General features: G+C 50.4%; 24 protein-coding genes. 6 read left to right on the forward strand and 18 right to left on the reverse strand.

Annotated elements, in window-relative coordinates:
- Positions 1-5 precede the first annotated feature (5 nt).
- From B3Z23_RS01570 to B3Z23_RS01580, 3 genes are read left to right on the forward strand one after another with little or no spacing between them, the layout of a single operon-like run.
- Positions 6-428 carry a DoxX family protein gene (locus tag B3Z23_RS01570; RefSeq protein ID WP_294900660.1) on the forward strand — a complete coding sequence of 141 codons (423 nt, stop codon included), beginning with the start codon at positions 6-8 and terminating at the stop codon, positions 426-428.
- Positions 415-2046: an MFS transporter gene (locus B3Z23_RS01575; RefSeq protein ID WP_294900663.1), complete on the forward strand. Its 1632-nt coding sequence runs from the start codon at positions 415-417 to the stop codon at positions 2044-2046. The genes B3Z23_RS01570 and B3Z23_RS01575 overlap by 14 nt, the downstream gene beginning before the upstream one ends.
- Before the next feature lie 33 nt (positions 2047-2079).
- Positions 2080-2901: an alpha/beta fold hydrolase gene (locus B3Z23_RS01580; RefSeq protein WP_294900666.1), complete on the forward strand. Its 822-nt coding sequence runs from the start codon at positions 2080-2082 to the stop codon at positions 2899-2901.
- Between the two features lie 98 nt (positions 2902-2999).
- On the opposite strand, the gene B3Z23_RS01585 is transcribed toward B3Z23_RS01580, so the two are convergent.
- The 16 genes from B3Z23_RS01585 to B3Z23_RS01660 all read right to left on the reverse strand — a co-directional run bounded on the left by B3Z23_RS01585 (position 3000) and on the right by B3Z23_RS01660 (position 20876).
- Entirely contained in the window at positions 3000-3467 is a 468-nt protein-coding gene (locus B3Z23_RS01585) for a GNAT family N-acetyltransferase (RefSeq protein WP_294900669.1), read from the reverse strand.
- A 46-nt stretch (positions 3468-3513) separates the two neighbouring features.
- Positions 3514-4254 (reverse strand): SDR family oxidoreductase, encoded by a 741-nt coding sequence (locus B3Z23_RS01590; protein WP_294900672.1) that lies wholly within the window; start codon positions 4252-4254, stop codon positions 3514-3516.
- 94 nt (positions 4255-4348) lie between these two features.
- Positions 4349-5806 carry an NADH-quinone oxidoreductase subunit NuoN gene (nuoN, locus tag B3Z23_RS01595; protein ID WP_294900675.1) on the reverse strand — a complete coding sequence of 486 codons (1458 nt, stop codon included), beginning with the start codon at positions 5804-5806 and terminating at the stop codon, positions 4349-4351.
- Positions 5807-5812: 6 nt separating this feature from the next.
- Complete coding sequence (nuoM, locus tag B3Z23_RS01600) at positions 5813-7333, reverse strand: NADH-quinone oxidoreductase subunit M (RefSeq protein WP_038021734.1); 1521 nt, start codon at positions 7331-7333, stop codon at positions 5813-5815.
- A gap of 105 nt (positions 7334-7438) precedes the next feature.
- Positions 7439-9274, reverse strand: coding sequence for an NADH-quinone oxidoreductase subunit L (gene nuoL, locus B3Z23_RS01605; protein WP_294900680.1), 1836 nt, complete (start codon positions 9272-9274; stop codon positions 7439-7441).
- Complete coding sequence (gene nuoK, locus B3Z23_RS01610) at positions 9271-9573, reverse strand: NADH-quinone oxidoreductase subunit NuoK (RefSeq protein ID WP_087489075.1); 303 nt, start codon at positions 9571-9573, stop codon at positions 9271-9273. Before nuoK ends, nuoL begins: the two co-directional genes overlap by 4 nt.
- On the reverse strand, positions 9570-10124 hold the full coding sequence (nuoJ, locus tag B3Z23_RS01615; protein ID WP_294900684.1) for an NADH-quinone oxidoreductase subunit J: 555 nt from the start codon (positions 10122-10124) through the stop codon (positions 9570-9572). The genes nuoK and nuoJ overlap by 4 nt, the downstream gene beginning before the upstream one ends.
- 10 nt (positions 10125-10134) lie before the next feature.
- Positions 10135-10677, reverse strand: a complete 543-nt coding sequence (gene nuoI / locus B3Z23_RS01620; protein ID WP_294900687.1) for an NADH-quinone oxidoreductase subunit NuoI — start codon at positions 10675-10677, stop codon at positions 10135-10137.
- An 11-nt stretch (positions 10678-10688) separates the two neighbouring features.
- Entirely contained in the window at positions 10689-11666 is a 978-nt protein-coding gene (gene nuoH, locus B3Z23_RS01625; protein ID WP_294900690.1) for an NADH-quinone oxidoreductase subunit NuoH, read from the reverse strand.
- Positions 11663-14383: an NADH-quinone oxidoreductase subunit NuoG gene (gene nuoG / locus B3Z23_RS01630; RefSeq protein ID WP_294900693.1), complete on the reverse strand. Its 2721-nt coding sequence runs from the start codon at positions 14381-14383 to the stop codon at positions 11663-11665. The genes nuoH and nuoG overlap by 4 nt, the downstream gene beginning before the upstream one ends.
- A 113-nt stretch (positions 14384-14496) precedes the next feature.
- Complete coding sequence (gene nuoF / locus B3Z23_RS01635) at positions 14497-15843, reverse strand: NADH-quinone oxidoreductase subunit NuoF (RefSeq protein WP_294900696.1); 1347 nt, start codon at positions 15841-15843, stop codon at positions 14497-14499.
- Positions 15840-16355: an NADH-quinone oxidoreductase subunit NuoE gene (gene nuoE, locus B3Z23_RS01640; RefSeq protein ID WP_294901071.1), complete on the reverse strand. Its 516-nt coding sequence runs from the start codon at positions 16353-16355 to the stop codon at positions 15840-15842. The genes nuoF and nuoE overlap by 4 nt, the downstream gene beginning before the upstream one ends.
- A gap of 2 nt (positions 16356-16357) precedes the next feature.
- On the reverse strand, positions 16358-18157 hold the full coding sequence (nuoC, locus tag B3Z23_RS01645) for an NADH-quinone oxidoreductase subunit C/D (RefSeq protein ID WP_294900699.1): 1800 nt from the start codon (positions 18155-18157) through the stop codon (positions 16358-16360).
- A gap of 113 nt (positions 18158-18270) precedes the next feature.
- Complete coding sequence (locus B3Z23_RS01650; RefSeq protein ID WP_038021753.1) at positions 18271-18951, reverse strand: NuoB/complex I 20 kDa subunit family protein; 681 nt, start codon at positions 18949-18951, stop codon at positions 18271-18273.
- 15 nt (positions 18952-18966) lie between these two features.
- Entirely contained in the window at positions 18967-19413 is a 447-nt protein-coding gene (locus tag B3Z23_RS01655; protein WP_294900703.1) for an NADH-quinone oxidoreductase subunit A, read from the reverse strand.
- A gap of 503 nt (positions 19414-19916) precedes the next feature.
- A complete protein-coding gene (locus B3Z23_RS01660; protein ID WP_294900706.1) occupies positions 19917-20876 on the reverse strand; it encodes a LysR family transcriptional regulator in 960 nt (319 codons plus the stop codon).
- 931 nt (positions 20877-21807) lie between these two features.
- Here B3Z23_RS01660 and B3Z23_RS01665 point away from each other — a divergent pair.
- Complete coding sequence (locus tag B3Z23_RS01665) at positions 21808-23025, forward strand: pyridoxal phosphate-dependent aminotransferase (RefSeq protein WP_038021758.1); 1218 nt, start codon at positions 21808-21810, stop codon at positions 23023-23025.
- 153 nt (positions 23026-23178) lie between these two features.
- Positions 23179-23784, forward strand: a complete 606-nt coding sequence (yfbR, locus tag B3Z23_RS01670) for a 5'-deoxynucleotidase (protein WP_294900710.1) — start codon at positions 23179-23181, stop codon at positions 23782-23784.
- 56 nt (positions 23785-23840) lie between these two features.
- Here the strand turns inward: yfbR and B3Z23_RS01675 are convergent, their stop codons facing one another.
- Positions 23841-24497, reverse strand: coding sequence for a sugar phosphatase (locus B3Z23_RS01675; protein WP_294900713.1), 657 nt, complete (start codon positions 24495-24497; stop codon positions 23841-23843).
- Positions 24498-24607: 110 nt separating this feature from the next.
- Positions 24608-25057: a terminus macrodomain insulation protein YfbV gene (gene yfbV / locus B3Z23_RS01680; RefSeq protein WP_294900716.1), complete on the reverse strand. Its 450-nt coding sequence runs from the start codon at positions 25055-25057 to the stop codon at positions 24608-24610.
- 310 nt (positions 25058-25367) lie between these two features.
- On the opposite strand from yfbV, the gene B3Z23_RS01685 reads away from it, so the two are divergent.
- Positions 25368-26570, forward strand: coding sequence for an acetate kinase (locus B3Z23_RS01685; protein WP_294900719.1), 1203 nt, complete (start codon positions 25368-25370; stop codon positions 26568-26570).
- The last annotated feature ends 11 nt before the right edge of the window (positions 26571-26581 follow it).

Consider the following 26581-nt stretch of genomic DNA (forward strand, 5'->3'; position numbering starts at 1 on the left):
TAACCATGAAGAGTTTATTCTCTCAGCCGTCCCGCATTAATGCGGGGCTGTTCTTCCTGCGCCTCACTGGCTGCCTGCTATTACTGTATGTACATGGCCAGCCAAAAGTATTTCACTTCAGCGAAGAACTGACGCGTATCGAGGATCCGTTCGGCCTCGGTCCCTACATGAGCCTGCTTCCGGCTATTTTTGCAGAGGTTATCTGTCCGATTTTCATTCTGGCTGGCATTTTCACCCGGGTCGCCTGTCTGCCTGTCATCGGCGTACTTCTGGTTGCCATGGTGGTTGTACATCCTGACTGGAGTATTGCTGAAGGCCAGTTTGGATGGCTGCTTTTGATTATCTTTACCACACTGGCTATCACCGGCCCGGGTGAGTGGCATATCGGGTCAGGAAAGGAAAGAGAGGTTCAGCATGACGCAGGTTAATGACACCCATGACGTCACTCCGGATGAGGAAAACAGGTTCGCTCCTGCCATGCCAGCCTCTCCATGGCAACCCTTGCGGCAGCCTGTGTTTCGTATGCTGTGGATTGCGACAGTGGTGTCTAACATCGGTTCCTGGATGAATGATGTGGGTGTCAACTGGACAATGCTCACGCTCAGTGCCAATCCGCTAAACGTTGCGCTGGTACAGGCTGCCGCAAGCTTACCTATGTTTCTGTTTGCCCTGCCCTCAGGTGTGCTGGCGGACATCATCGACAGACGAAAATATCTGCTGTTCTCTCAGCTTTGGGTGTTTATCGCGGCAGCAGGACTGACAGTATTGTCTTTTACCGGACATGTCACTCCATGGGTACTACTGATTGCCGCCTTCCTGATGAGTATGGGGGCCGCCATGAGTTCACCGCCTTTCCAGGCCATAGTGCCCGATCTGGTCGACAAAAGTGCACTCGGCCCTGCTATTGCGCTGAACTCACTGGGCATCAACATTAGTCGTGCCATAGGTCCGGCACTGGGCGGGCTAATCCTGTCGCTTGCAGGCCCGTGGGTGGTGTTTATGCTGAATGCGTTTTCTGTACTGGGCGTGGCGTGGGTTCTCTATCGCTGGAAAGAAGCGCCCAGCGTGCAGCGTCTGCCACCGGAGCACTTTTTCTCAGCAGTGCGGGCGGGCATCCGCTACGTTCATGCAGCCCCGGTGCTGCGTAACGTACTGGTACGTACAGCGGCTTTCTTTGTGTTCGGCAGTGCCGGATGGGCGCTTCTCCCTCTGGTTGCCCGCAGGGAACTGGGACTCGGCCCTGGAGGGTACGGGATCATGCTGGCTTTTATCGGCGTCGGAGCCATCTGTGGTGCCGTGCTGCTCCCTCGTCTGCGCAAGCGTTTTAGTGCCGATCAGCTGATGGTGCTGGCAAGCCTGCTGTTTGCCGCCACCATGCTCGCACTGGCATTTATCCGTCATTTCTGGCTGCTTAACGTCTCCGGTTTTTTTACCGGTTTTGCCTGGATAGCCGTACTCTCCACACTCAACCTGGGCGCACAGCGCAGTGCCGCTAAGTGGGTTAAGGCACGCGTACTGGCGGTTTATCTGACTGTTTTCTTTGGTTCAATGACCGTAGGTAGCACAGTCTGGGGACAGCTGGCTTCTCACTACAGTATCCCGGTTTCACTAAGTATCGCCATCGTTGGAATGCTTCTTGCCTGTCTGACAGTATTACGCTGGCGGTTAGACAAAGACCCTGACCTGAATCTGGACATGACTGAAACCGGCGAAGCGGTTCCTGCACTGGATATTAATCATGACCGCGGGCCGGTCAGGGTGAGCTATGAATATCTGATTCGTCAACAAGATGCTCACGACTTTACGGTCTGCATGCAAGACATGCGCCGCGTGCGCCGTCGCGGCGGAGCTATTAACTGGGCCGTTTATGAAGATATTCTCCAGCCGGGCATCTTCGTTGAAACGTTTGTGGTGGGTTCATGGATGGAACATCTGCGCCAGCTTGAACGCTATACCATGAACGACCATAAAATTCAGACCCGCGTCTATACCTTTCATCAGGGTGACGAAATACCCGTCGCCCGATATCTGGTTGCACCGGAATAACAGAGAGTTTCTTTTAATCAAAGGGGGAATACCATGAGTACAATTAAAGCCACCGACGATACGTTGATTTACTTTAAAGACTGGGGAAAAGGGAAACCGGTCCTCTTCAGCCACGGCTGGCCATTGGATGCTGATATGTGGGATAGCCAGCTGAATTTTCTGGCTGAGAATGGTTATCGCGTTATCGCTTTTGATCGCCGCGGTTTTGGTCGATCTGATCAGCCCTGGACTGGCTACGATTACGACACTTTCGCATCAGATATCAATGAGTTAATCAACCATCTTGATCTGCAAAATGTGACACTGGTTGGATTCTCAATGGGTGGAGGTGATGTCGCACGCTATATCAATAATTACGGTACAGCTCGCGTAGACGGACTGGTTCTTCTGGGTGCAGTGACGCCAATCTTCGGCCAGTCGGAAAGCTACCCTGAAGGAGTTGAGCAGTCGGTGTTCACCGGAATCCTTGATGGCCTGCGTAAAGATCGCGCGCAATTCATTAGTGATTTCGCGGTGCCGTTCTACGGTACTAATGCAGGACAGACAGTATCAGCGGGTGTCCTGACCCAGACGCTAAATATTGCCCTGCTCGCCTCGCTAAAGGGAACGCTTGACTGCGTCACGGCATTCTCTACCACTGATTTCCGTGCAGATATGGCAAAAATAGATGTCCCTGCCCTGGTGATTCATGGCAGCAACGATCAGGTAGTGCCGTTTGAAACCACCGGCAAGTTGGCGGCAGAGATGATCGAAGGCGCACAACTGAAGGTCTATGACAATGCGCCACACGGCTTTGCGGTTACGCACTCCGATCAACTCAATGCGGATTTGCTGGCGTTCCTGAAATCGCTGTAAAGGTCATAAACGGAAGTATAGAGTGATCGGGCTTCGCCGCAGGCATTAACATAACAGCTACACATCACTTCATGGCGAAGCCCCCTGCTTCGCCACTTTCACTTCTCAGTACCCTGCAACAACATTCCGATATGCTCTATACCGTCCTCACTGTAGGGTTCGGTACAAGCGACAAACCCCTGGGTCGCATAAAATCCCTGTAAATGCGCTTGTGCTGATAAATACACTGACCTTCCCGGGTAACGTAGAGTGCAGATCTGCAGAGTCTGTTTCAGCAACAGATGGCCCAGTTGTCGCCCACGGGCAAAAGAGGCCACTATAACGCGGCCAATACTCAGAGGTTGCTCTCTCTCTTCCGGAACCAGTAATCGGGAGTAAGCCGCAAGTTGCCCGTCCAGAAAACCCAACAGATGGCGGTTTTCTCCCAGCAAATCAGCACCGTCGATATCCTGGTAGACACACTGCTGTTCCACGATAAACACCTGATTTCGCAGCGCCAGTAGCTGATACAAATGACTGACTGATAATTCACTATGGTGCAGATCTTTCCATACAATCCCGGTCATTAAGTTCTCCAGTCTGTTTATGCTCTGAGCTAATTCGCGATATATATCAGTAACGCACCAGCCCGCCGTCCACCGCAAACTGGCTGCCGGTGACATAAGAGGCATCGTCAGACAGCAGGAACAATGCTACTGCGGCAGCCTCCTCAGCAGTACCAACGCGTTTCAGAGGCACCTGACTCACCACAAATTCCTCAAAATTTTGCCGCGTTTCCTGTGGCAGGAAGTCCCGAAAATTAGTTTCTATCGGTCCGGGAAGCAGTACATTGACACGAATATTTCTCTCTGCCAGTGCCGCAGCCCAGCTACGTACCATCGCCACCAGTGCACCTTTAGTCGCGGCGTAGAGACTGGTTGCTGCGGCCCCTTCATACACCGATGATGACGAGGTAATCACTACCGACGCCCCGGGGTTTAGCCAGGGCGACAGGCTAACCAGTTGCAGCATTGGCCCGCGTACATTCACCTGCATCATCCGGTCAAAATCGCTGGCGGTAACTGATTCAGGCATCCCGATGGAGGCAAATCCGGCATTCAACCACAGGCCATCAAGACGTTGCCAGCCGGCAACCGCCGCTGCCAAAGACTCGCCGGTCGTCGCCTGTCCGGCATCATCTTTCAGTACCAGTGAACCTTCCGGCAGTTGTGTCTGCGTGTCTGCCAGGCGCTGTGGGTTCTGTCCGGTCACGGCAACCTTTCCCCCTTCCCGGCAGATCCGTAATGCACCGGCCAACCCCATACCACTGGTACCTCCGGTGATCAGTACATTTTTATTTGTAAAACGGGCCATAACGACTCCTGTAAAAGCAGGAAATAAAATAACACAAATAAAAAAGGCCACGGAATCCATGGCCTTGTGATTACTGCAGTTTAACACAGAGAAATTACATAAACGGCTGGGCAAGTTTTACCAGGGTGATCAATGGCTGTGGGAAAATCCCCAGCAAAAGTACCAGAATGGCAGAAATCAGGGTGACGATACCACCGGCGGTATAGCCCCAACTGTTGGTCGTATCACGATGATGTAATCCCGGTGCACTCAGGAACAGGCTGACTGTCACGCGCAGATAGTAGTAAAGACCAATAGCACTACCGGCAATCACTGCGGCGGCCAGCCACCATAATTTACCGTTAACTGCAGAAGCCAGTACATAGAATTTACCAATAAAGCCCAGTGTCGAAGGTATCCCCGCCAGTGACAGCATCATCATCGCCATAACTGCCGATAGCACCGGACGGTGCCAGAATAGCCCACGATAAGAGTACAACGAATCAGTGTCATTTTCCCGTCCGGCTGCAGACATCAGGCTGACCACACCAAAGGCCCCCAGGCTGCTGAACAGGTAACCGGCCAGATAAACTCCCGTGGTTTCCAGCGATAATTGCTGTGATTCAGAGGCAATCAATGCCACCAGCAGATATCCGAGATGAGCAATAGAAGAGTATCCCAACAAGCGTTTGATGCTGGTCTGGGCAATCGCCATCAGGTTACCGAACAGGATAGAAGCAAATGCAATCACTCCCAACGCAGTCCTCACCCCTTCGCTGTGACTGACTGGCGTATCGATAAACAGTCTCATCATCACGGCAAAGATGGCAATTTTACTGCCGGTCGCAAGAAATGCGGAGACCGGTGCAGGTGCCCCCTGATATACATCCGGGGTCCACAAATGAAACGGCACCAGCGACAGTTTAAAACCAATACCAATGATAATCATACCAAAACCGGCCATCATCAGCGGTGAACTCAACCCGACACCGGACAGGTTCTGCCCCAGCGCTACGAAGGTTAAATCACCACTCCCTGCATAGACCAGTGCAATACCGAACAGCAGGAATGACGAGGCTGCTGCCGACAGAATGGTATATTTAATGGCGGCTTCCAGTGAACGTTTATGCCGGAACGCGTAACCTACCAGACCGAACAGCGGCAGTGACAGCAGTTCAACGCCAATAAACAGTGATGCCAGATGATCAGCGCTCGACAGTACAATCCCGCCCAATACCGCGATAGCCACCAGCAGATAGAACTCGTCGGTATTATCATGGAACGACTTCAGCCACGGGAAAGCAAAGGTACAGGTGGCCAAACCAGCCATTATCACCAGCGCAGAATAGAAGACCGAGTAACCGTCCACCCGTAACAGAGAAGTGACATCCGTTGCACCGTTATGGCCGACAAACCACAGAGATAACAACGCAAGGTTAAGACCAATGACTGTCAGTGTAGCGTTCACGAAGTGGTTGCGTCGCCACGCAATAGACAGCATCACCACCACCACTGTTAATCCGGTGATTAACAGGGGGAGAAGCGCAATCAATTGTTCAGTAGTTATTGTCATGGCTAATCAAGGCCTTGTTATTGAAGTTGAAGCGGCAAACCAGTGCTGAATATTGCTAATTGCAGCATTTGAGGTATCCAGAATCGGCTGAGGATAAACTCCCAGAAGAACCAGTAATACCACCAGTACCAGAATCATCAGAAACTCACGGGCATTCATTCCGCGCAACGGTGAATCAGATTTAGGTGCGCCGTAATAGGCACGCTGCATCATGATGAGCGAGTACACCGAAGCAAACACCAGGCCAAAGGTGGCGATGATAATCACTGCAGGCACGACCCTGAAACTACCGGTGAGAATCATAAATTCACCGACAAAGTTACCGGTGCCGGGCATCCCCAAATTTGCGACGGCAAAAAATAATGACAGCCCCGGTAGCCATTTAATCCTCGACCAGAGTCCCCCCATCAGCCGCATATCACGGGTATGCAGTCTTTCGTACAGCTGGCCACACAAAATAAACAGTGCCGCTGATGAAAGACCATGAGCAATCATCTGGATCACTGCCCCCTGGAACGCTAGTTGGCTACCGGTGTAAATGGCAATCATCACAAAGCCCATATGCGAAATAGAGCTGTAAGCAATCAGGCGTTTAATATCAGTCTGTGAGAACGCCATCCACGCCCCGTAGAAAATCCCTAAAAGCCCCAGTCCCATCGCAATAGGTGCAAACTCGGCTGACGCCTGTGGGAACAATGGCAGGCTGAAGCGCAACAGGCCGTAAGCGGCGGTTTTCAGCAGGATACCTGCCAAATCTACCGAACCTGCGGTAGGGGCCTGACTGTGAGCATCAGGCAACCAACCATGCAGCGGCACAACCGGCATTTTCACCGCAAACGCGATAAAGAAGCCAAGCATTAACAGGTATTGCACCGTATGTGACATCGGAGTATTCAGCAATCTTTCATAACTGAATGTCCATTCGCCGGTGGCCTGGAAATGCACCAGTACCAGCCCGAGGATAGCAATCAGCATCACCAGACCAGACGCCTGGGTATAGATGAAAAATTTGGTCGCTGCCGAGATCCGGGTCTTGCCATCAGAGGCTTTGTGACCCCAGAGTGCAATCAGGAAGTACATCGGCACCAGCATCAGTTCCCAGAAGAAGAAAAACAGGAACATATCCAGTGACAGGAACACCCCAATCACACCGCCCAGGATCCACATCAGGTTCAGATGAAAGAAACCCTGATATTTCTGGATTTCATTCCAGGAACAGAGTACTGCCATCGTACCGAGCAGACCGGTCAGCACCACCATCAGCAACGACAAACCATCAATCGCCAGATGGAAGTTGATGCCAAATGCCGGGATCCACGGCACTGAGAATTCAGATTGCCACTGCGGTATTCCCGCAGCCTGAGTTAGTGAATAACCTCCCTGCGACCAGAGCAGCAAGGAAAGTGCCAGCGTTAACCCCATAGTCAGCAGTGCTATCCAGCGCGGAGCTCTGACACCAAAGCGTTCAGCCAGCCAGCAAAGAAAGCCGCCAACGAAGGGGATTATAATTAGCCAAGGTAGTAACACGGCGTTTGGTTCCCTTTTAGTGATCCGCGAATGACTGTCATCCGCGAAAGTTTATTAAGCATGGTAGCGAAGGCAACTCTGTAGCCCTGCCGCTACCTGCTCACCTCAAACCACCAGCATTAACGCCAGCACAACAACTGCACCAATGCCCATTGAAGCAACATACCAGCGCAGATAACCATTTTCGCTCACCGTCAGCCCTTTACTGGCCGCCCGGGAAATCACTGCCAGCAGATTAATCAGCGTATTGAACGGATCTGATTTCAGCAGCCAGGCAATGGCACGATAAGTTTTTACGAACAGCAGGTCGTATAGCCAGTCGAAGCCCCAGGCAGCAAACCACCAACGGGACAGGAAGCGGCCAGGCGCACTGGCAGCTACCGAGGACACCAGTTGCCGTTTACCCAGCCACAACAGCGCGGCAATCATAATCCCGGCAATCGCCACGACACCGGAAGTGATTTCCAGACCGACCTTACCAGCTTCCCCCCCCAGACTCTGCGGTAACACTCCGGTCAGCGGTGGTGTAATCAATGCTCCAATAAAGGTGGACAGCACCAGCAGAATCAGCAGTGGTAGGTGATGAGTGATACCCTTGCCAGCATGGGCCTTAATTTTCTCTTCACCATGAAACACAATAAAGATCATACGGAAGGTATAAATTGAGGTCAGAAACGCCCCCACCAGTCCGGCTAACATCAGAGTCTGGTGACCACTGGTCATGGCACCGTAAAGGATTTCATCTTTACTGTAGAAACCGGCTGTAATCACCGGCAGAGCCGATAGTGCGGCCCCCCCCACCAGGAAGCAGACATACACCAGCGGAATACTTTTTCGCAATCCCCCCATTTTGAAAATGTTCTGTTCATGATGGCAGGCCAGAATGACCGAACCTGAGGACAGGAACAGCAAGGCCTTAAAGAAAGCATGAGTCATCAAATGGAAGATAGCGGCATCCCAGGCCTGAACACCTAACGCCAGGAACATATAGCCAATCTGGCTCATCGTCGAGTAGGCCAGCACACGTTTGATATCGGTTTGAACCAGTGCCGCAAACCCTGCGAGTACCAGAGTAATGGCTCCCACAATTCCGACCAGATGCAGGATGTCCGGGGTCAGCAGGAACAGACCGTGAGTACGGGCTATCAGATACACCCCTGCCGTGACCATGGTGGCCGCGTGAATCAGTGCCGAGACCGGAGTAGGACCCGCCATCGCGTCAGCAAGCCAGGTTTGTAATGGTAACTGTGCAGATTTACCGACGGCACCACCCAGCAGCATCAGTGTTGCCCACTCCAGCAGATGATTGTTGCCGGCAAACTGTGTCGGAGCCAGTTCAGCCATTTCCCGGAAGTTCAGTGTGCCCAGTTGGTTATAGAGGATAAACAGGCCAAACGCGAGGAACACATCACCGATACGGGTAATGATAAAGGCTTTCATCGCCGCTTTTCCGTTGTCCGGATTGGTGTAGTAAAAACCAATCAGCAGATAAGAGCACAGCCCTACTCCTTCCCAGCCGAGATACATCAGCATCAGGTTATCAGCCAGTACCAACACGACCATACTGGCGATAAACAGGTTGGTATAGGCGAAAAACCGTGAGTAGCCCTCTTCACCACGCATATACCAGGAAGCAAACATATGAATCAGAAAGCCCACTCCGGTTACGACTGACAGCATGGTCAGTGACAGCCCGTCCAGCGTCAGATTCACCTGAATATTAAATTGTCCGACCTGCATCCAGGTCCAAAGTGCCTGCTGATAGGGCACTCGTCCGTGATTAAAGAAATCAATACCAGCATATAAAGTCACCAGGGCTGCCAGACCCACCGATCCCATTCCTACCGTGGCGGAAAGGTTTTCGGACCAACGGCCACGTGAAAATGCGAGTAACAGGAAGCCAATCAATGGCAGTAATACGGTTAAGTAGAGAAGATTCATCCGCGCATCTCACTCACTGAATCAATATTCAGAGTCTGACGACGACGATGTAATTGCAGCAGCAATGCCAGCCCGATGCTGGCTTCTGCCGCCGCCAGACTTATCGCCAGAATATACATGACCTGGCCGTCGGCCTGGCCCCAGTAACTTCCGGCAACCACCAGCGCCAGTGCCGCAGCATTAATCATGATTTCCAGACCAATCAACATAAACAGCAGGTTACGACGCAGGACCAGTGACGTCAGGCCCATAACAAATAACACAGCCGCAAGGATGAGCCCGTGTTGCAGAGGTATCATATTTTTTCCTCCTTGTTCGCTTTGATGGTGTCGTCGGGTCGGTTACTCAGCACCTCCCCCCGCCGGTCTTCGCGACCAATGTGATAAGCCACCACAACGCCTGCCAGCAGCAACATGGATGCCAGTTCAACCGCCAATACATAAGGTCCGAATAAACTGATACCGACTGCTTTAGCATCAATTACCGTCCCATCGATTCCCTGGTCGTTGATGCTGCTAATGGCTTTGACCAGGGCAACCAGCAGCAGTAATGCAATAATGCCAGGACCAATCCACAGTGACGGCTTCAGCCACTCCTGTTCCTGTTTCTGCTGTTCCTTGCCAAGATTTAGCATCATCACAACAAACACGAACAACACCATAATCGCACCGGCATAAACGATAATTTCCAGCGCACCCGCAAAATAAGCCCCGAGTGAGAAGAACACCCCGGCAACTGCCAACAGCGAGATAATTAAATACAGCAAGGCATGCACCGGGTTAGTGTGAGTAATCACCCTAAGCGTGGTTAACACCGCGATTGCCCCACAAAAATAAAATGCGAACTCCATTCCCGACTCCTTAGGGTAATAAGCCTTTAACGTCGATAGGTTTGGCTTCGTTTTCGGCGGAACCTTTCTCTTTACCGTCAATAGCCATACCGGCCATCCGGTAGAAGTTATATTCGGGATATTTCCCGGGGCCTGAAATCAGCAGATCATTTTTCTCGTATACCAGGTCCTGACGCTTGTACTCACCCAGTTCAAAATCCGGGGTTAACTGAATCGCCGTAGTCGGGCAAGCCTCTTCACATAATCCGCAGAAGATACAGCGAGAGAAGTTGATCCGGAAGAACTCCGGATACCAGCGGCCATCGCTCATTTCCGCTTTCTGCAACGAGATACAGCCCACCGGACAGGCTACCGCACACAAGTTACAGGCAACACAACGTTCCTGACCGTCAGGATCACGGGTCAGCACAATCCTTCCGCGATACCGTGGCGGCAGATAAACTGGCTCTTCCGGGTACATCTGGGTTTCGCGCTTAGCAAAGGCATGCATCCCTATCATCCAGATACTGCGCACCTGTGTCGCAAAGCCCACCACAATCTCTTTTAATGTCATGGTGTTACTCCTTATTGCGCGTTGTACAGAATCACTGCGGCGGTCGCCAGCAGGTTCAACAGCGTCAACGGCAAACATACTTTCCAGCCGAACGACATCACCTGGTCATAGCGCGGACGCGGTAACGCGGCGCGGATCAGAATAAACATCATCATAAAAAATGCGGTTTTGATGGCAAACCAGATGAATGGCGGTAACCACGGGCCTAACCAGCCCCCGAAAAACAGCGTAACAATTAACGCTGAGACGGTAGTAATCGCCACATACTCACCGACAAAAAACAGACCAAACTTCATCCCGGCATATTCAATGTGGTAACCGTCGGCCAGTTCCTGTTCCGCTTCCGGCTGATCAAACGGATGACGGTGGCATACCGCAACTCCGGCAATACAGAAGGTCACAAATCCAAAGAACTGAGGAATGATATTCCACAGGTGTGTCTGACTGGTGATAATGTCGGTCATATTAAATGACCCCGCCTGTGCCACCACGCCCATCAGCGATAAACCGAGGAATACTTCATAACTCAGGGTTTGCGCCGATGCACGCATCGCGCCCAGCAGAGAATATTTGTTATTACTCGACCAGCCTGCAAACAGCACCGCATAAACCGCCAGCCCTGCCATCATCAGGAAAAACAGCAACCCGATGTTCAGGTCAGTGACCATCCATTGCGGAGAGACCGGAACAATGGCAAATGCCAGCAGCAACGCAACAAACGCAATCACCGGAGCCAGAGTAAAAATAGCGCGGTCTGTGAAAGGAGGAACCCAGTCCTCTTTAAAGAACATTTTAATCATGTCGGCGGCCAGTTGCAGCGATCCGCCCCAACCAACCCGGTTTGGCCCATAGCGGTTCTGGAACAGTCCCAGCAGACGTCGTTCAGCAAAGCTCATAAATGCCCCACAGGCGACCACCACCAGCAGGATCACTATCGCTTTCACTATCTGAATCAGAACCGCTATGACTTCAGGAGTAAACCAACTCATTGTGCTGCCTCCTGCAGTTTTTCAATGGTTGCGCCAGACAGGAACAAAGGAACACCCGGCATGCCCAGCGGTAAACCGACCTGACCGGCGGGTAGTGCCGCAGAGAAATGTACCGGCAGGTTAACGGTTTCACCACCACACTGTAATTCCAGCCGCGCGCCTTCATTAATCCCCAGTTTTTCCCCTTCCTGAGGGTTAATCACCATCACCGCCTCGCTCATACGCTGACCGAACACCGGTGAACGCTGAGATAACTCTTCACTACCAAACAGGCGATACATTGGTGCTACCTGCCACTGTCCGGAATCCGAAGTTTGGCCAGCAGGAGTAAACCAGTTAAGTCCGCTGTCCGAGGGTTCAATCAACCGAATGCCCGGGTCACCATTACGTAAATGCCCACCCACTTCATCCTGGAATTTGTTCCACGCCTGGGGTGAGTTCCAGCCGGGTGCCCAGGCAAACGGAATCTGCGACCGTGGAGCCGAGGGTTGGTTGTTACCTTCCATCGAAAACGCAAACATCGTGTCTTTATCCTGAGGCTGACGCGGTTCATGGACACTGATGTTGGCACGCATGGCGGTACGGCCACTGTAACGGTGAGGTGAACGCGCCAGTTTCTGTCCGCGTATACGGAACGAAGCATCCGGTGCCGCCTCTTTAATCGCGGCCAACTGAGGATATTCTTCAATAACCGTGTCAATCACATGATCGAGCTGCGACCAGTCAACTTTCCGGCTTTCCAGCACCGCATGTAGCGAATGCAACCAGCGCCAGCTTTCGGTGACCTGTACGCTGTTATCGTAAAATGCCGGATCAAATACCTGGAAGAACCGTTGTGCACGACCTTCATGGTTTACCACAGTACCATCGCTCTCTGCGAAGGTTGATGCAGGCAGGATGTAATCGGCTTTTTCCAGTGTTCGTGTTTGCTGGTGATCCAGCACAATCACCTGATGGCTGTTATTCAGTGCCGCATCGACCAGGGCCGCAGGAGCATGACGATATAGATCATTCTCCATAATAACGACGGTATCCGCTTCACCCTTGCTCAGCATATCCAGCACAGACTCAAGCGGCTTCCCGTCCAGCATTGCCAGACCAATACTGTTGGTCTGAGGAGCCAGCAACGTAATACCGACATCAGACCCTTTATTTTTCAGTGCCCTGGCAACGTTGGCTGCTGCTTCAATCATCGCCTGACTGCCGGAGTGGGATCCGGAGATGATCAGTGGCTTTTTGGCGCCACTCAGTGCCTGGACGACCACATCCAGTTTACCTTTCAGTGAATGCTCAAACTCTCCGGCGGCCGGAGCATCCCCGTCAATGGCATGCGCAATGGCAAAACCCAGACGCGCCTGCTCTTCGACGGTGGCGCGATAGCTCCATGCAGCAATATCATCTAACCGGGTTTCAGCGACGTGCGTCACAAATAATGGGTGCTTAGCGTGCTGTCCGATGTTAAGAATCGCGGCAATCTGCCAGTCGGCAACTTTCTGGGCTGCCGCCAGTTCCCGGGCTTTGCCCTTCACTGCCTGACGGACCGATAAAGCAACACGCGCCCCTACCTGAGTCAGATCTTCCCCCAGGACTAACACCGCATCGTATGATTCAATCTCACGCAGAGATGGGGTATAAACGCCACCATTACGCAGCACTTCCAGAATACGCATGACATTGTTATGTTCATGACTGGCCATCCCGGTAGAGAAGTTATCTGCACCGACCAATTGTTTCAGGGCGAAGTTGCTTTCAATACTGGCGCGTCCGGAGCCAATACCCACCACTTTTTTCCCCTGACGCATGACATCAGCCGCTGCATTAACAATCTGCTCTGCACTCAGGGAAACCCAGTCGGAACCACGTAATTGTCTGGAACGGCGCGGTCTGTCTTCACGGTTGACATAACCATAACCAAACCGGCCACGGTCACATAAAAAGTAATGGTTCACGCTGCCGTTGAAGCGGTTTTCTATACGACGGAGTTCACCATACCGCTCGCCGGGACTAATGTTACAACCAATGCTGCACTGCTGGCAGATGCTGGGAGCAAACTGCATGTCCCATTTACGGTTATAACGTTCAGAATGAGTTTTATCGGTGAACACTCCGGTTGGGCAAACTTCGACCAGGTTGCCTGAAAATTCGCTTTCCAACGTGCCATCTTCCGGCCGCCCGAAGTAAACGTTATCATGCGCGCCATAAACCCCAAGATCAGTTCCTCCGGCATAGTCCTTGTAATAACGGACACAGCGGTAACAGGCGATACAGCGGTTCATTTCATGGGAAATAAAAGGACCGAGATCCTGATTCTGGTGGGTACGTTTGGTAAACCGATAACGGCGGAAACTGTGGCCCGTCATTACGGTCATATCCTGAAGGTGGCAGTTACCTCCCTCTTCGCAGACAGGACAGTCATGCGGGTGGTTGGTCATCAGCCATTCCACCACACTTTCGCGGAATTCCTTCGCTTCGGCATCTTCAACAGAAATGAAGGTACCGTCAGAAGCCGGAGTCATACAGGACATCACCAGACGTCCACGGGTATCTTCGGCATTCTGATATTGCTTTACCGCACACTGGCGGCAGGCACCCACGCTCCCGAGCGCCGGATGCCAGCAGAAATAAGGAATATCCAGCCCGAGAGAAAGACAAGCCTGCAACAGATTGTCAGCCCCGTTTACTTCATATTCTTTACCGTCTACATGAATAGTAGCCATAGTGAACATGCTTCCGTAAGGCTCGTGCCGGCACGAGCGTTAAACAAAATACTTATAATTTTCGTGGTTTCAGGGCCGCTTTCGCACACAGTGCAGGCGAAAGCTGACACCCGCTACCAGCGTGATTTCAGCAGGTTAGGCTGGATGCCCGCAATCTGGTTAAGATTGCCGAATACCTGAGGTGCAATACCCGCTTCAAACTCGTCGCGGAAATATTTTATCGCACTCTGCAAAGGCTCCACGGCGCCGGGAGCATGAGCACAAAATGTTTTGCCCGGCCCCAGCTGACGACATAATTGCTGTAATGTTTCAATATCACCCGGCTGGCCTTTACCCTGCTCCAGAGCTCGAAGAATCTTCACGCTCCAGGGCAAACCATCGCGGCACGGGGTACACCAGCCACAGGATTCACGGGCGAAGAACTCTTCAAGATTACGCACCAGTGACACCATATTGATCTCATGGTCGACAGCCATCGCCAGCGCGGTTCCCAGGCGGCTCCCGGCCTTACCAATACTGGCAAATTCCATCGGCAAATCGAGGTGGCTTTCGGTCAGAAAATCGGTACCCGCCCCGCCTGGCTGCCAGGCTTTAAATTTCAGCCCATCGCGCATTCCCCCCGCATAATCCTCCAGAATTTCGCGGGCAGTGATCCCGAACGGTAATTCCCAGACACCGGGGTTTTTCACCCTTCCGGAAAAGCCCATCATCTTGGTGCCCGCGTCCTCACTTCCGGAAATCCCTTTGTACCATTCCACCCCATTGGCGATGATGGCTGGCACATTCGACAGAGTCTCAACATTATTTACACAGGTAGGCTTGCCCCAGGCACCCGCTGATGCAGGGAATGGCGGCTTAGAGCGAGGGTTAGCACGGCGGCCTTCCAGCGAGTTAATCAGTGCCGTTTCTTCGCCACAGATATAACGTCCTGCCCCGGTATGCACCATCAGCTCAAAATCAAAACCGGACCCGAGGATATTTTTCCCCAGCAGTCCGGCCGCTGTCGCTTCTTCAATCGCCTGCCGCAGGTTAGCGGCAGCTTCAATATACTCACCACGCAGGAAGATATATCCGCGATAAGCTTTCAGAGCGAATGCCGCAATTAACATCCCTTCCACCAGCTGATGCGGCATCTGTTCCATCAGCAGTCGGTCTTTATAAGTGCCAGGTTCCATCTCATCGGCGTTACACAGCAGGTAGCGGATGTTCATGGATTCATCTTTTGGCATCAGGCTCCACTTAAGACCGGTGGAGAAACCCGCACCACCACGCCCTTTCAGCCCGGAATCTTTTATTTGCGCCACAATTTCATCGGGCGCCATCGACTGCAGCGCTTTAATAGCACCGGCATAGCCGTTTTTACTGCGGTACTCCTCCAGAAACACCGGCTGCTGATCATCACGCATACGCCAGGTGAGAGGATGGGTTTCCGCAGTACGAATGATAGTCTTAACGGTCATTGATACTGCTCCAGTAAAGTGGCAATCGATTCCGGGGTCAGATGGACATGCGTCTGCTCGTTGACCATCATCGTCGGCCCTTTGTCGCAGTTGCCCAGGCAACAGGTCGGCAGCAGAGTGAAGCGGCCATCAGCCGTCGTCTGGCCTGGCTTAATATTTAACGCCTGTTCTAACGCTGCCTGAATCCCCTGATAACCGGTAATGTGGCAGACCACACTGTCGCAGTAGCGAATAACGTGCCGTCCCACCGGTTTACGATAGATCTGACTGTAAAAGGTCGCGACGCCTTCCACATCACTGGCAGGGATACCCAACACATCAGCAATCGCTTCTATTGCACCGTCTGGCACCCAGCCACGATGTTTCTGAACAATTTTTAATGCTTCTATCGACGCTGCACGGGCATCTTCGTAATGATGCTTTTCGTGTTCAATTGCCTGGTACTCTTCTGCGTTCAGCACAAAAGTTTCTGCAGGGTCAATCGTTTTAACGGCTATTTTCTGGTCATTCATCATTAGCGGTCCACGTCAGACATAACAAAATCAATACTGCCGAGATAGACAATCAGGTCTGAAACCAGGCTGCCACGAATCACCGACGGTATTTGCTGCAAGTGCGGGAAGCTCGGGGTTCTGACCCGGGTCCGGTAGCTCATCGTGCTGCCATCACTGGTCAGGTAGTAGCTGTTAATCCCCTTGGTGGCTTCAATCATCTGGAACGATTCATTAGCCGGCATCACCGGTCCCCAGGAAACCTGCAGGAAGTGAGTGATCAGAGTTTCGATATGCTGCAGGGTACGTTCTTTCGGCGGCGGAGTAGTCAGCGGATGATCGGCCTTAAATGCTCCGGCTGGCATATTATTCAGACACTGTTCAAGAATACGGAGTGACTGCCACATCTCTTCCATCTTCAGCATGACACGGCTGTATGCATCGCTGACGCCATCGCCGACAGGGACCTCGAAATCGAAGTTTTCATAGCCTGAGTATGGCCGCCACTTACGGACATCGAAATCCAGCCCGGTGGCCCGTAATGCAGCCCCGGTAGTGCCCCACTCCAGCGCTTCTTTTTGGTTATAAGCAGCTACGCCTTTGGAACGCCCAATCAGAACCGTATTACGTAATGCCGCTTTGTCATACTCTTTCAGACGTTTTGGCATCCAGTCGAGGAAATCGCGTAGCAGGCGTTCCCAACCTTTCGGTAAATCGTGCGCCACACCGCCGATACGGAACCAGGCCGGATGCATACGGAAACCGGTGATAGCTTCAACCACATCATAAATTTTCTGGCGATCAGTAAACGCAAAGAACACCGGAGTCATTGCCCCGACATCCTGAATAAAAGTGGAGATATATAACAGGTGGCTGTTAATACGGAATAACTCAGACAACATCACACGAATCACATTGACGCGATCCGGCACCGTGATCCCTGCCAGTTTTTCTACCGCCAGCACGTAGGGCATTTCATTCACACAACCACCGAGGTATTCAATACGATCGGTGTAGGGAATATAACTATGCCAGGACTGACGCTCACCCATTTTCTCGGCGCCACGGTGGTGGTAACCGATATCCGGAACACAGTCGACAATCTCTTCACCATCGAGTTGCAGAATAATGCGGAAAGCACCATGGGCAGACGGGTGGTTAGGCCCCAGGTTCAGGAACATAAAATCTTCGTTCGCGGTACCACGTTTCATGCCCCAGGCTTCCGGATTAAAGGTCAACGCCTCCATCTCCAGATCTTCTTTGGCTTTAGTCAGTGAGAACGGATCAAATTCTGTCGCGCGGGCCGGATAGTCTTTACGCAGCGGGTGACCAGTCCAGGTGTCTGGCATCATGATACGGGTCAGATGCGGGTGACCACGGAAGGTAATGCCAAACATTTCCCAGGTTTCACGTTCATACCAGTTAGCATTCGGGAAAATAGTAGTGACTGTGGGTAAATTCAGATCGTTTTCTGACAGCGCGACTTTTATCATGATGTCGCGGTTACGTTCTACGGATAACAGATGGTAGAACACAGAAAAGTCAGCCGCCGGCAAGCCCTGACGATGAGTACGTAACCGTTCATCGACACCATGCAGGTCATACAACATGACATAAGGTTTAGGCAGCTTACGTAAAAAGGTAATTACTTCCGGTAATAGTTCACGCGGTACCCAGACTACCGGTATTCCGGTACGGGTGGGCTGAACAGTAAAGGCCTCTGGGCCAAAACGATTACGCAATTCACCAACAACAGGATCATTCAGATGATCCTTTGTTTGCCATGCCGGCAGAACGGCGTCTTGCGTGTTCAAATCAGTCATACGATATTCACCATTTCGGCCCGTACTCAGGCACTTATAAGATGACATCAGGATGAAATCCGGCGGGTTCACTTCTGCCAACGCGCGGTAAATAGCATCCCTAAATTATCGGCTTAAATTTCATCCGGGCTGCGCAGGTTTGTCACGGCAATACGTTCACCGCGTTTGCGTTCACGCTCCGATGGCATATTGGCCCGATATACCCCCTGATCGCCGACGACCCAGGAAAGAGGACGACGTTCTTTACCAATAGACTCCTGCAACAGCAACAATGCCTGCATGTAAGCCTCCGGACGGGGCGGACAACCCGGGATGTAAACATCAACCGGCAGGAATTTATCCACGCCCTGCACTACCGAGTAGATATCGTACATTCCGCCGGAGTTAGCACAGGCCCCCATCGAAATAACCCATTTAGGTTCCAGCATCTGATCATATAAACGCTGAATAACAGGGGCCATTTTGGTAAACGGTGTGCCGGCTATCACCATAAAATCAGCCTGACGGGGAGACGCACGCATAACCTCCGCGCCAAAGCGCGCCACATCATGCACTGCAGTAAAAGAGGTTGTCATTTCGACATAACAGCAGGAAAGACCGAAGTTATAAGGCCAGAGCGAGTTTTTTCTGCCCCAGTTAACCATGTCATGTAATGCGTGTTCGAGTTTGCCCATGTACACACTGCGATGGACATGCTGCTCAAGGGGATCGCTAACAATTTCTTGTTTCTGCAAAGGGTAACGATCATTGTCGCCATTACCTTCGGGGTCTATGCGGGTCAGCGTATAGTCCATTTTAATGCCTCGCTGTTACTGCTTTTGAGAGGGAATATCACTGCGTCCAGCGTCAGTAGTGACAGGAACACGATGCCGGGCAGGCGCCCAGTCCAGCGCACCAATTCGCGCCAGATAAACCAGACCTGCCAGTAATACCAAAATAAAAATTGTCGCTTCTGCAAAGCCGACCCAGCCACTTTCACGCACCGACGTAGACCAGGCGTAAAGAAACAGGGCTTCAACATCGAAAATGACGAAGAACATCGCCACCAGATAAAATTTTGCAGACAAGCGCAACTGAGTATTACCGACCGCGTCGATACCCGATTCGAAAGGAGTATTTTTGTATCGGGCTTTGGCCCTGCCACCGAGTAACCAGCCACCGGTTAACATGAAGGCACAGAGTCCGAAGGCAATGACGACAAATACAACGAAAGCCCAATGATGTGCAATTACTTCAATGGTTGTTGACATACTCATGCTTACTCATCAAACGTGGCTCAGAGACTTCTCAAACAGCAACCGTCCATCACCACAACAATTCAAGGGAAGGGTATTAACGTTATAAAGAGTGCTGTCGCTTCGTATCCACAGCATTTTTATGGTTTTTTTACCCCTTTTAGTAACCTTTTGTCAACCTTGACAATTATGGTTAAAGACTAATTCACAAACAAAACATATTATTAACAAGTAGTGCGCCTACGTCCAGCTAAATCGCTTCAGTTAAGGTTGCATAACTGACAACCTGTTCAAATCACACACTAAGTCCTTATAGTCTGGCAGGTCTTTGATAATTTTCCTTCCAGAACACAGATTATTTTTTTGATCGAGAACAGGCTTGTGGCGGGAGTGAGCAAAAAACAACCATATGCCGTTTTTTTTCGCAGCAGAGGAGAAAATTCCGAAGATAAAACACCCGCCAGCGATTGCACTGCAGACGGGTATTTTTGGGCCGGGGTCAACCCCGGAATGAAGATTATGTGCTATTCGCCAGCAAGATCTTTGACATTAAGCTCAGCAATATCCTCTTCATCGTCACCACAATATTCATCATGTGTAGACAGCGGATGTGAAGGATCAGCCAGCGGTTGTAACACGGTAAAAATTGACCGCAGTAGCTCGTTATCGCTGTTCTCCAGACGACACAGTAAATACTGAGTATCGGGTAACGCAGGCAGCCCTTCGGCATTCCCCAAAACCCGAACTTCCGGGCCAATCATTTCTGCAGGACGTGCAGTCGCCCCCAACCCTGATTTTACGGCGACTTTCACTGCAGACAACGAGGTAGCCACATAAGAAATTCGCCACAACGTGCCATTTCGGTTCAGACTGTCAATCGCTATTTCACGGTAAGGATTCGGCTCATCCTGTAAAACCAGAGGCAATGCTTCGCCATGGCGAAAAGCATAATCTGCGGCACAGAACCATAATGTCGGCGATGTACGTAATACCTGGCTGACGACACCTTCATGGCCTGCCGTAGCGAGCACAATATCAACCTCTTTATTTTCCAGCAGCGTGAAAACCGTTGCCGAAGGATTGATACGAATATCAATCGTCAGTTTCGGATACAAAGCAGTAATACGATTAAGGACATAAGGCAACAACGTTTCAGCAGTGTCTTCGGTAACGCCTATGGTTAGTACACCCTGAACATTGCTGTACAAAAGAGATGCACAAGCTTCGTCATTAAAACGTAATATCTTGCGGGCGTAACCCAGTAACTGAATTCCATGTTCGGTCAATAACTTATTACGGCCGTGTCTGGCAAACAGTTCTTTGCCAACCAGTTGCTCAAGCCTCTGCATTTGCTGACTCACTGCAGATTGCGTCCGGCAAACTGCCGCTGCTGCTGCAGCGAATGTATTCAGGTCAGCTACTGCCACAAATGTCCTTAACAGGTCGAGGTCCAGATTCATAATTGGAGGATTAGTATTTGTCATATTTTATAGTCACTTATGAGTTTTTATTACTTACTGCCCTGGTGTTACTTCTTAACCCGTCTGTTGACAGGAACTAAACAGAACCCGGAGATCTTCAGGTCAGGGATAGACGGCAATCAGGCCAGTCAAATCAACCCCCTAAGAGACCCAGAAATCTCGAGTTAATACAGGCAATTAGCTTCGATACTTCACCTGGTTGCTACTGCATTACCTCCGGAATGCTGCTTCAATAATTTTAGATGACTTCTGCCTGATTAAAAGGCAGCGCGTAAAATTCATTGCAGATTTCAATCGCATTAATTTTATTAATAATACTTAATCATTTTTAACCGTAAATTGGAATTGTTTTTATATAAAAATACATAATTTTTGACCTGGTTCATATTCAGAGACTCTGATTCCCCATTCTTTTACCGTCGGACTTTCCTTTAAAGTCCCACCCTCCTAAGAAATAAACTATCCCTATGTTTTAATATGTAATTTTCCAGCTTAATGATAAATAAAACGTCGGTATTTATTAGAATTTAGCAGAATTATCTTAATTAACTATTAATTCGAAATGCAGTTTGTTGATTTTCTAATCTTTACAATAAAAATGAAAGCGATTACAAAGAAAAATAATCAATTAACATTAACCTGTATATGCCAAATTCTATTTTTCTCCCGGAAATAGAATTGTCAGATATTTAGTCAATATCAAGCAGATACACAAAAAAAAACCACAGAACAAAAAACTACTTTTACTACATAACGCAGTCATTCAATCTAAAAAATTAATGATTCATATTACATAATAACATTAAAATAACTGATAAGCTGAACAACTCGCCAAAACACATCTTTACCCTTCTTTTAGCCGGATCAGAGGAGTACATTTATAGGGATGACTCACAGAGCAGACAAATGGACTCTGCCATCCAAGGCGATTGTAATGACACAGAAAATTGAAAAATCCGCGAAACTTGATAACGTCTGTTACGATATCCGGGGTCCGGTTCTGAAAGAGGCGAAGCGCCTTGAAGAAGAAGGTAACAAAGTTCTCAAACTCAACATCGGAAATCCCGCACCGTTCGGATTTGAAGCACCGGACGAAATTTTGGTTGATGTGATTAAACATCTGCCAACGTCTCAGGGTTACTGTGATTCAAAAGGGCTCTATTCCGCCCGTAAAGCCATTATGCAGCACTACCAAAAACGTGGAATGCGCGATGTGACGGTAGAAGATATTTATATCGGTAATGGAGTCTCAGAATTAATTCTGCAATCTATGCAGGCGTTGCTGAACACTGGTGATGAAATGCTGGTTCCGGCTCCGGATTATCCACTGTGGACAGCCTCTGTTTCATTATCCAGTGGTAAAGCCGTTCATTATCTGTGCGACGAGTCTGCCGGCTGGTTTCCTGATCTTGAAGATATCCGGGCCAAAATTACCCCCCGCACCCGTGGGATAGTAATTATTAACCCTAATAATCCGACCGGAGCCGTTTACAGCAAAGAGTTGTTGCTGGAAATTGTGGCTATCGCCCGCGAACATAACCTGATTATTTTTGCTGACGAGATTTACGATAAAATTCTTTACGATGAGGCTCAGCATCACTCCATCGCGGCACTTGCCCCGGATTTACTGACGGTGACATTTAACGGGTTATCTAAAACCTACCGGGTTGCCGGATTCCGTCAGGGATGGATGGTACTTAACGGCCCCAAAAAGCATGCCAAAGGCTATATTGAAGGGCTGGAAATGCTGGCCTCGATGCGACTGTGTGCCAACGTTCCGGCACAGCATGCTATCCAGACAGCATTGGGGGGTTACCAGAGCATTAGCGAATTCATTGTCCCGGAAGGTCGCTTGTACCAACAGAGGAACCGGGCATGGGAACTGATTAATGATATTCCGGGGGTCAGTTGTGTGAAACCACAGGGGGCGTTGTATATGTTCCCGCGTATCGATCCTAAAAAGTTCAACCTCCATGACGATCAGAAAATGGTTCTGGATTTCCTGCTCCAGGAAAAAGTTTTGCTGGTACAAGGTACTGCCTTTAACTGGCCCTGGCCTGACCATGTGCGGATAGTCACTCTGCCAAGGGTTGATGATCTGGAAATGGCTATCGGAAAATTTGGCCGTTTCCTGGAACATTATCGCCAGTAGGCTCTGCTCTGCCGTCCGGCCCTTCGGGGCCGGCTCTCTGCTTTTCCATGACCCTCACCTGCTTTACCCTGTTGTTTTGCCGTCCTGCAGCCACTAACTCCTGCTATTATTGACGCCAATGTCAACAGATACCGGCGCTTAAGGAACCTGATAATGAAACTACAAAGTACATTTATGGCATGGATCACCCGGATGCCGTTAATCAAACGTTGGGCATTAATGCATTGTTTTCAGAAAGAAAATGTCGCAGAACATAGCCATCAGGTCGCCGTCATCGCCCATTTACTGACCGTCATTGGTAATAAGCGTTATGGTAACACCCTGGATCCAGACAGGGCTGCGGTGATCGCCTTGTACCATGAAGTCTCTGAAACCAAGTTGCAGGATATTAACTCCAAAACCAAGTACCACAATCCACAATTCACTGAAGCGTTTAAGAGACTGGAAACCCTGGCAGAGCAGGAATGCATCGAGACTCTGCCCGAGGATTTACGGGAAAGCTTCTCAGGATTGATCATTCAGAAAAATGTCGATCCGCGCTATAAAGCTATCGTCAAAGCCGCTGATATTTTATCGGCATACATCAAGGCATTAAATGAACTGCGCTTCCATAACGATGAATTTCAGCATGTAAAAGAAGGCCTGGAGAGTCGAATTACTGAGCTCAGAAATGAGATGCCAGAAGTAAATGATTTTATGGAAGTATTTTGTGCAAGCTGCACCACAACACTGGATAAAATTTCAGAACATTATCACTAATATTTTGCCGCAGTGAATGCCCGCGTTACTCCGTCGCGGGCATTAATCACAGTAGTTCAGGGCATTTTACTGAGCCGGAAGCTGTTATCTTCCTGAAGGTGCACAGATAATTGCTCTAGCGAAGTCAGACGCAGCAGGCAGTTTTCAATGCCGGGCGTTTCCTGAGGAGCATTCACTGCTACTACCGCACAACCTGCCGTCAGGCCTGAAATCACCCCGGCGCTGGCATCTTCAACCACCACACATTGTTGTGGGCTACATCCCATTTGTTGTGCACCTGTCAGATAGGGGTCGGGCTCTGGTTTACCCCTGGCAATTTGTTCAGCCGTGATAAAAACTTCCGGCATCGGCAACCCAAGACACTGATAACGGGCAAACGCGACAGGATAACTCCCGGAAGTGACAATGGCCCACGGGATCTGCTGACGGTTTAACGATTCAAGCAACAGCGTAGCCCCTGGGAGTGGGACAATCCCCTCGGTTTGTGTCGCTTCGCGATGTTCAAGCCAGGCAAACTCCTCGCGGATCAGAGAGTCAGCTTTACCCGCCAGAAAATGACGCAATGAGGTAATCGCCTGCTTACCATGGATAAAGCTGAGGATCTGCTGAGCATCAATCTGATGTCTGTGCCCCCACTCTGTCCAGGCAAGCTCGACTGCCGGTAATGAGTCCACCAAAGTACCATCTAAATCAAACAAAAAGGTTTTAAACATTGTTTTGCCCGGGCCGTATCGAAGTCGCTACTCTTAATACACATCATTTAGCCGTAGATTGGGTGGCGTTCGTCCGTTTACGGCCATACTACAGGCGCTACCGCGTCCTGTCACAGATCATCAAGAAACGTTTTATCCAGCTGACGAAATGCCCGTTTCAGAATATCCGCCAAAGACTGGTAGGTCGGCGTCCCCTCCGGCATGGCTGTGGTCTGGCCTGCCTCGGCGAGTTTTTCCCGCAAGGCGTGATACCAGTTCAACAATGACGGTGGCAGTGGTTTCATTGAACGTTTACCCATCCACCACAGCCCCTGTAATGGCAGACTGCAGGCAAATAAGGCACTGGCTACTGCCGGTCCCAATTGCGCATGCAGGGCAATCTGCCAGCAGAGGGTAAAGACAGCCAGCGGTGGCATAAAACGTACAGCAAAACGTATCGCCTTACCGACACGGTGCTCAGGAAACACCGGGCTCAGACGTTTATCATCAGGCCAGGTTTTCATATAGTGTTGCCCGCGTTGCAATACGCCAAACCAGCTTACATTGCCTGAATTACTCATCACGGCACCTCAATTATATCAATAAAATATCAAAAAATTTTGAAATCCGACCATCAACCAGGGTAAATTTATGCTCGCTGTAACTACCCGTTGGCTGTTGAGCAGTCGCTGATTCAGCCAAAATGTGTGGCTCCGGAGACGGCAACTTATCGTCACACACTCAAAAAAAAGTGCAGAAATAACTGATTTTTTTGAGTATGGACAATATATTGCCCTGCCCGGGTATTTATTCTAAACCTGTCTGCATTCATGGGTTACATTAACGTCTGATGGCGCTGTTAATCGCCACTTTAAACAAATAGGTGCTTCCATGTCGAGTAAGTTAGTCCTGGTTCTTAACTGCGGCAGTTCTTCTTTGAAGTTTGCCATCATAGACCCTGAAAGCGGGGATGAATACCTTTCAGGACTGGCTGAATGCTTCAATTTGCCGGAAGCCAGGATAAAGTGGAAACATGATGGCAATAAACAGGAAGCCACACTGGGGGCTGGTGCTGCCCATAGTGAAGCCCTCGATTTTATTGTCCACACTATCCTGCACCATCAACCTGAACTTTCAGATAAAATTGTAGCTATCGGGCATCGGGTCGTCCACGGCGGTGAGAGCCTGACAGAATCGGTGGTTATCAATGACCAGGTCATTGAGAAAATCCGCAAGTCTTCTAATTTTGCTCCGTTACATAATCCGGCTCATCTTATAGGCATCAGAGAAGCGCTGAAAAACTTTCCACATCTTTCCGGTAAAAATGTAGCGGTATTTGATACCGCTTTCCACCAGACAATGCCTGAAGAGTCTTATCTTTACGCTCTCCCGTATAAACTCTACAAACAGCATGGCATTCGCCGTTATGGCGCTCATGGTACCAGCCATTATTACGTATCGCGTGAAGCGGCCCGGATGCTGGAAAAACCGGTGGAAACACTCAACGTTATCACCTGTCATCTTGGTAATGGTGGATCGGTCACAGCCATCCGCGATGGTCAGTCTGTTGATACCTCAATGGGGCTGACCCCGCTGGAGGGCCTGGTGATGGGTACCCGCTGTGGTGATATTGATCCGGCGATCATTTTCTTCCTGCACGATAATCTGGGGATGAACACAGAACAGATCAACCACATGCTGACCAAAGAGTCGGGTCTTCTGGGTCTGACCGAAACCACCAGCGATTGTCGTTATCTGGAAGATAATTACCTGACTCTGGAAAATGCCCGGCGTGCCATGGACGTCTTCTGTCATCGTCTGGCAAAATATATTGGTGCCTATACATGCCTGATGGACGGCCGGTTGGATGCTGTCGTGTTCACCGGCGGAATTGGTGAAAATGCAGCCAAAGTTCGGGAACTGACATTGAATAAACTGGCCTTACTGAACATGGCAGTGGATGATGACAGCAACCTGGCGGCACGTTTCGGCGAATCCGGCTTTATCAATCAACCCGGAACCCGCCCGGTACTGGTTATCCCAACTAATGAAGAACTCGTCATTGCCCGGGATGCGGCAAGACTGACAGCCTGATTTATCCCCCC

This window comes from Tatumella sp. UBA2305 (genome assembly GCF_002345795.1).
GTDB lineage: Bacteria > Pseudomonadota > Gammaproteobacteria > Enterobacterales > Enterobacteriaceae > Tatumella > Tatumella morbirosei.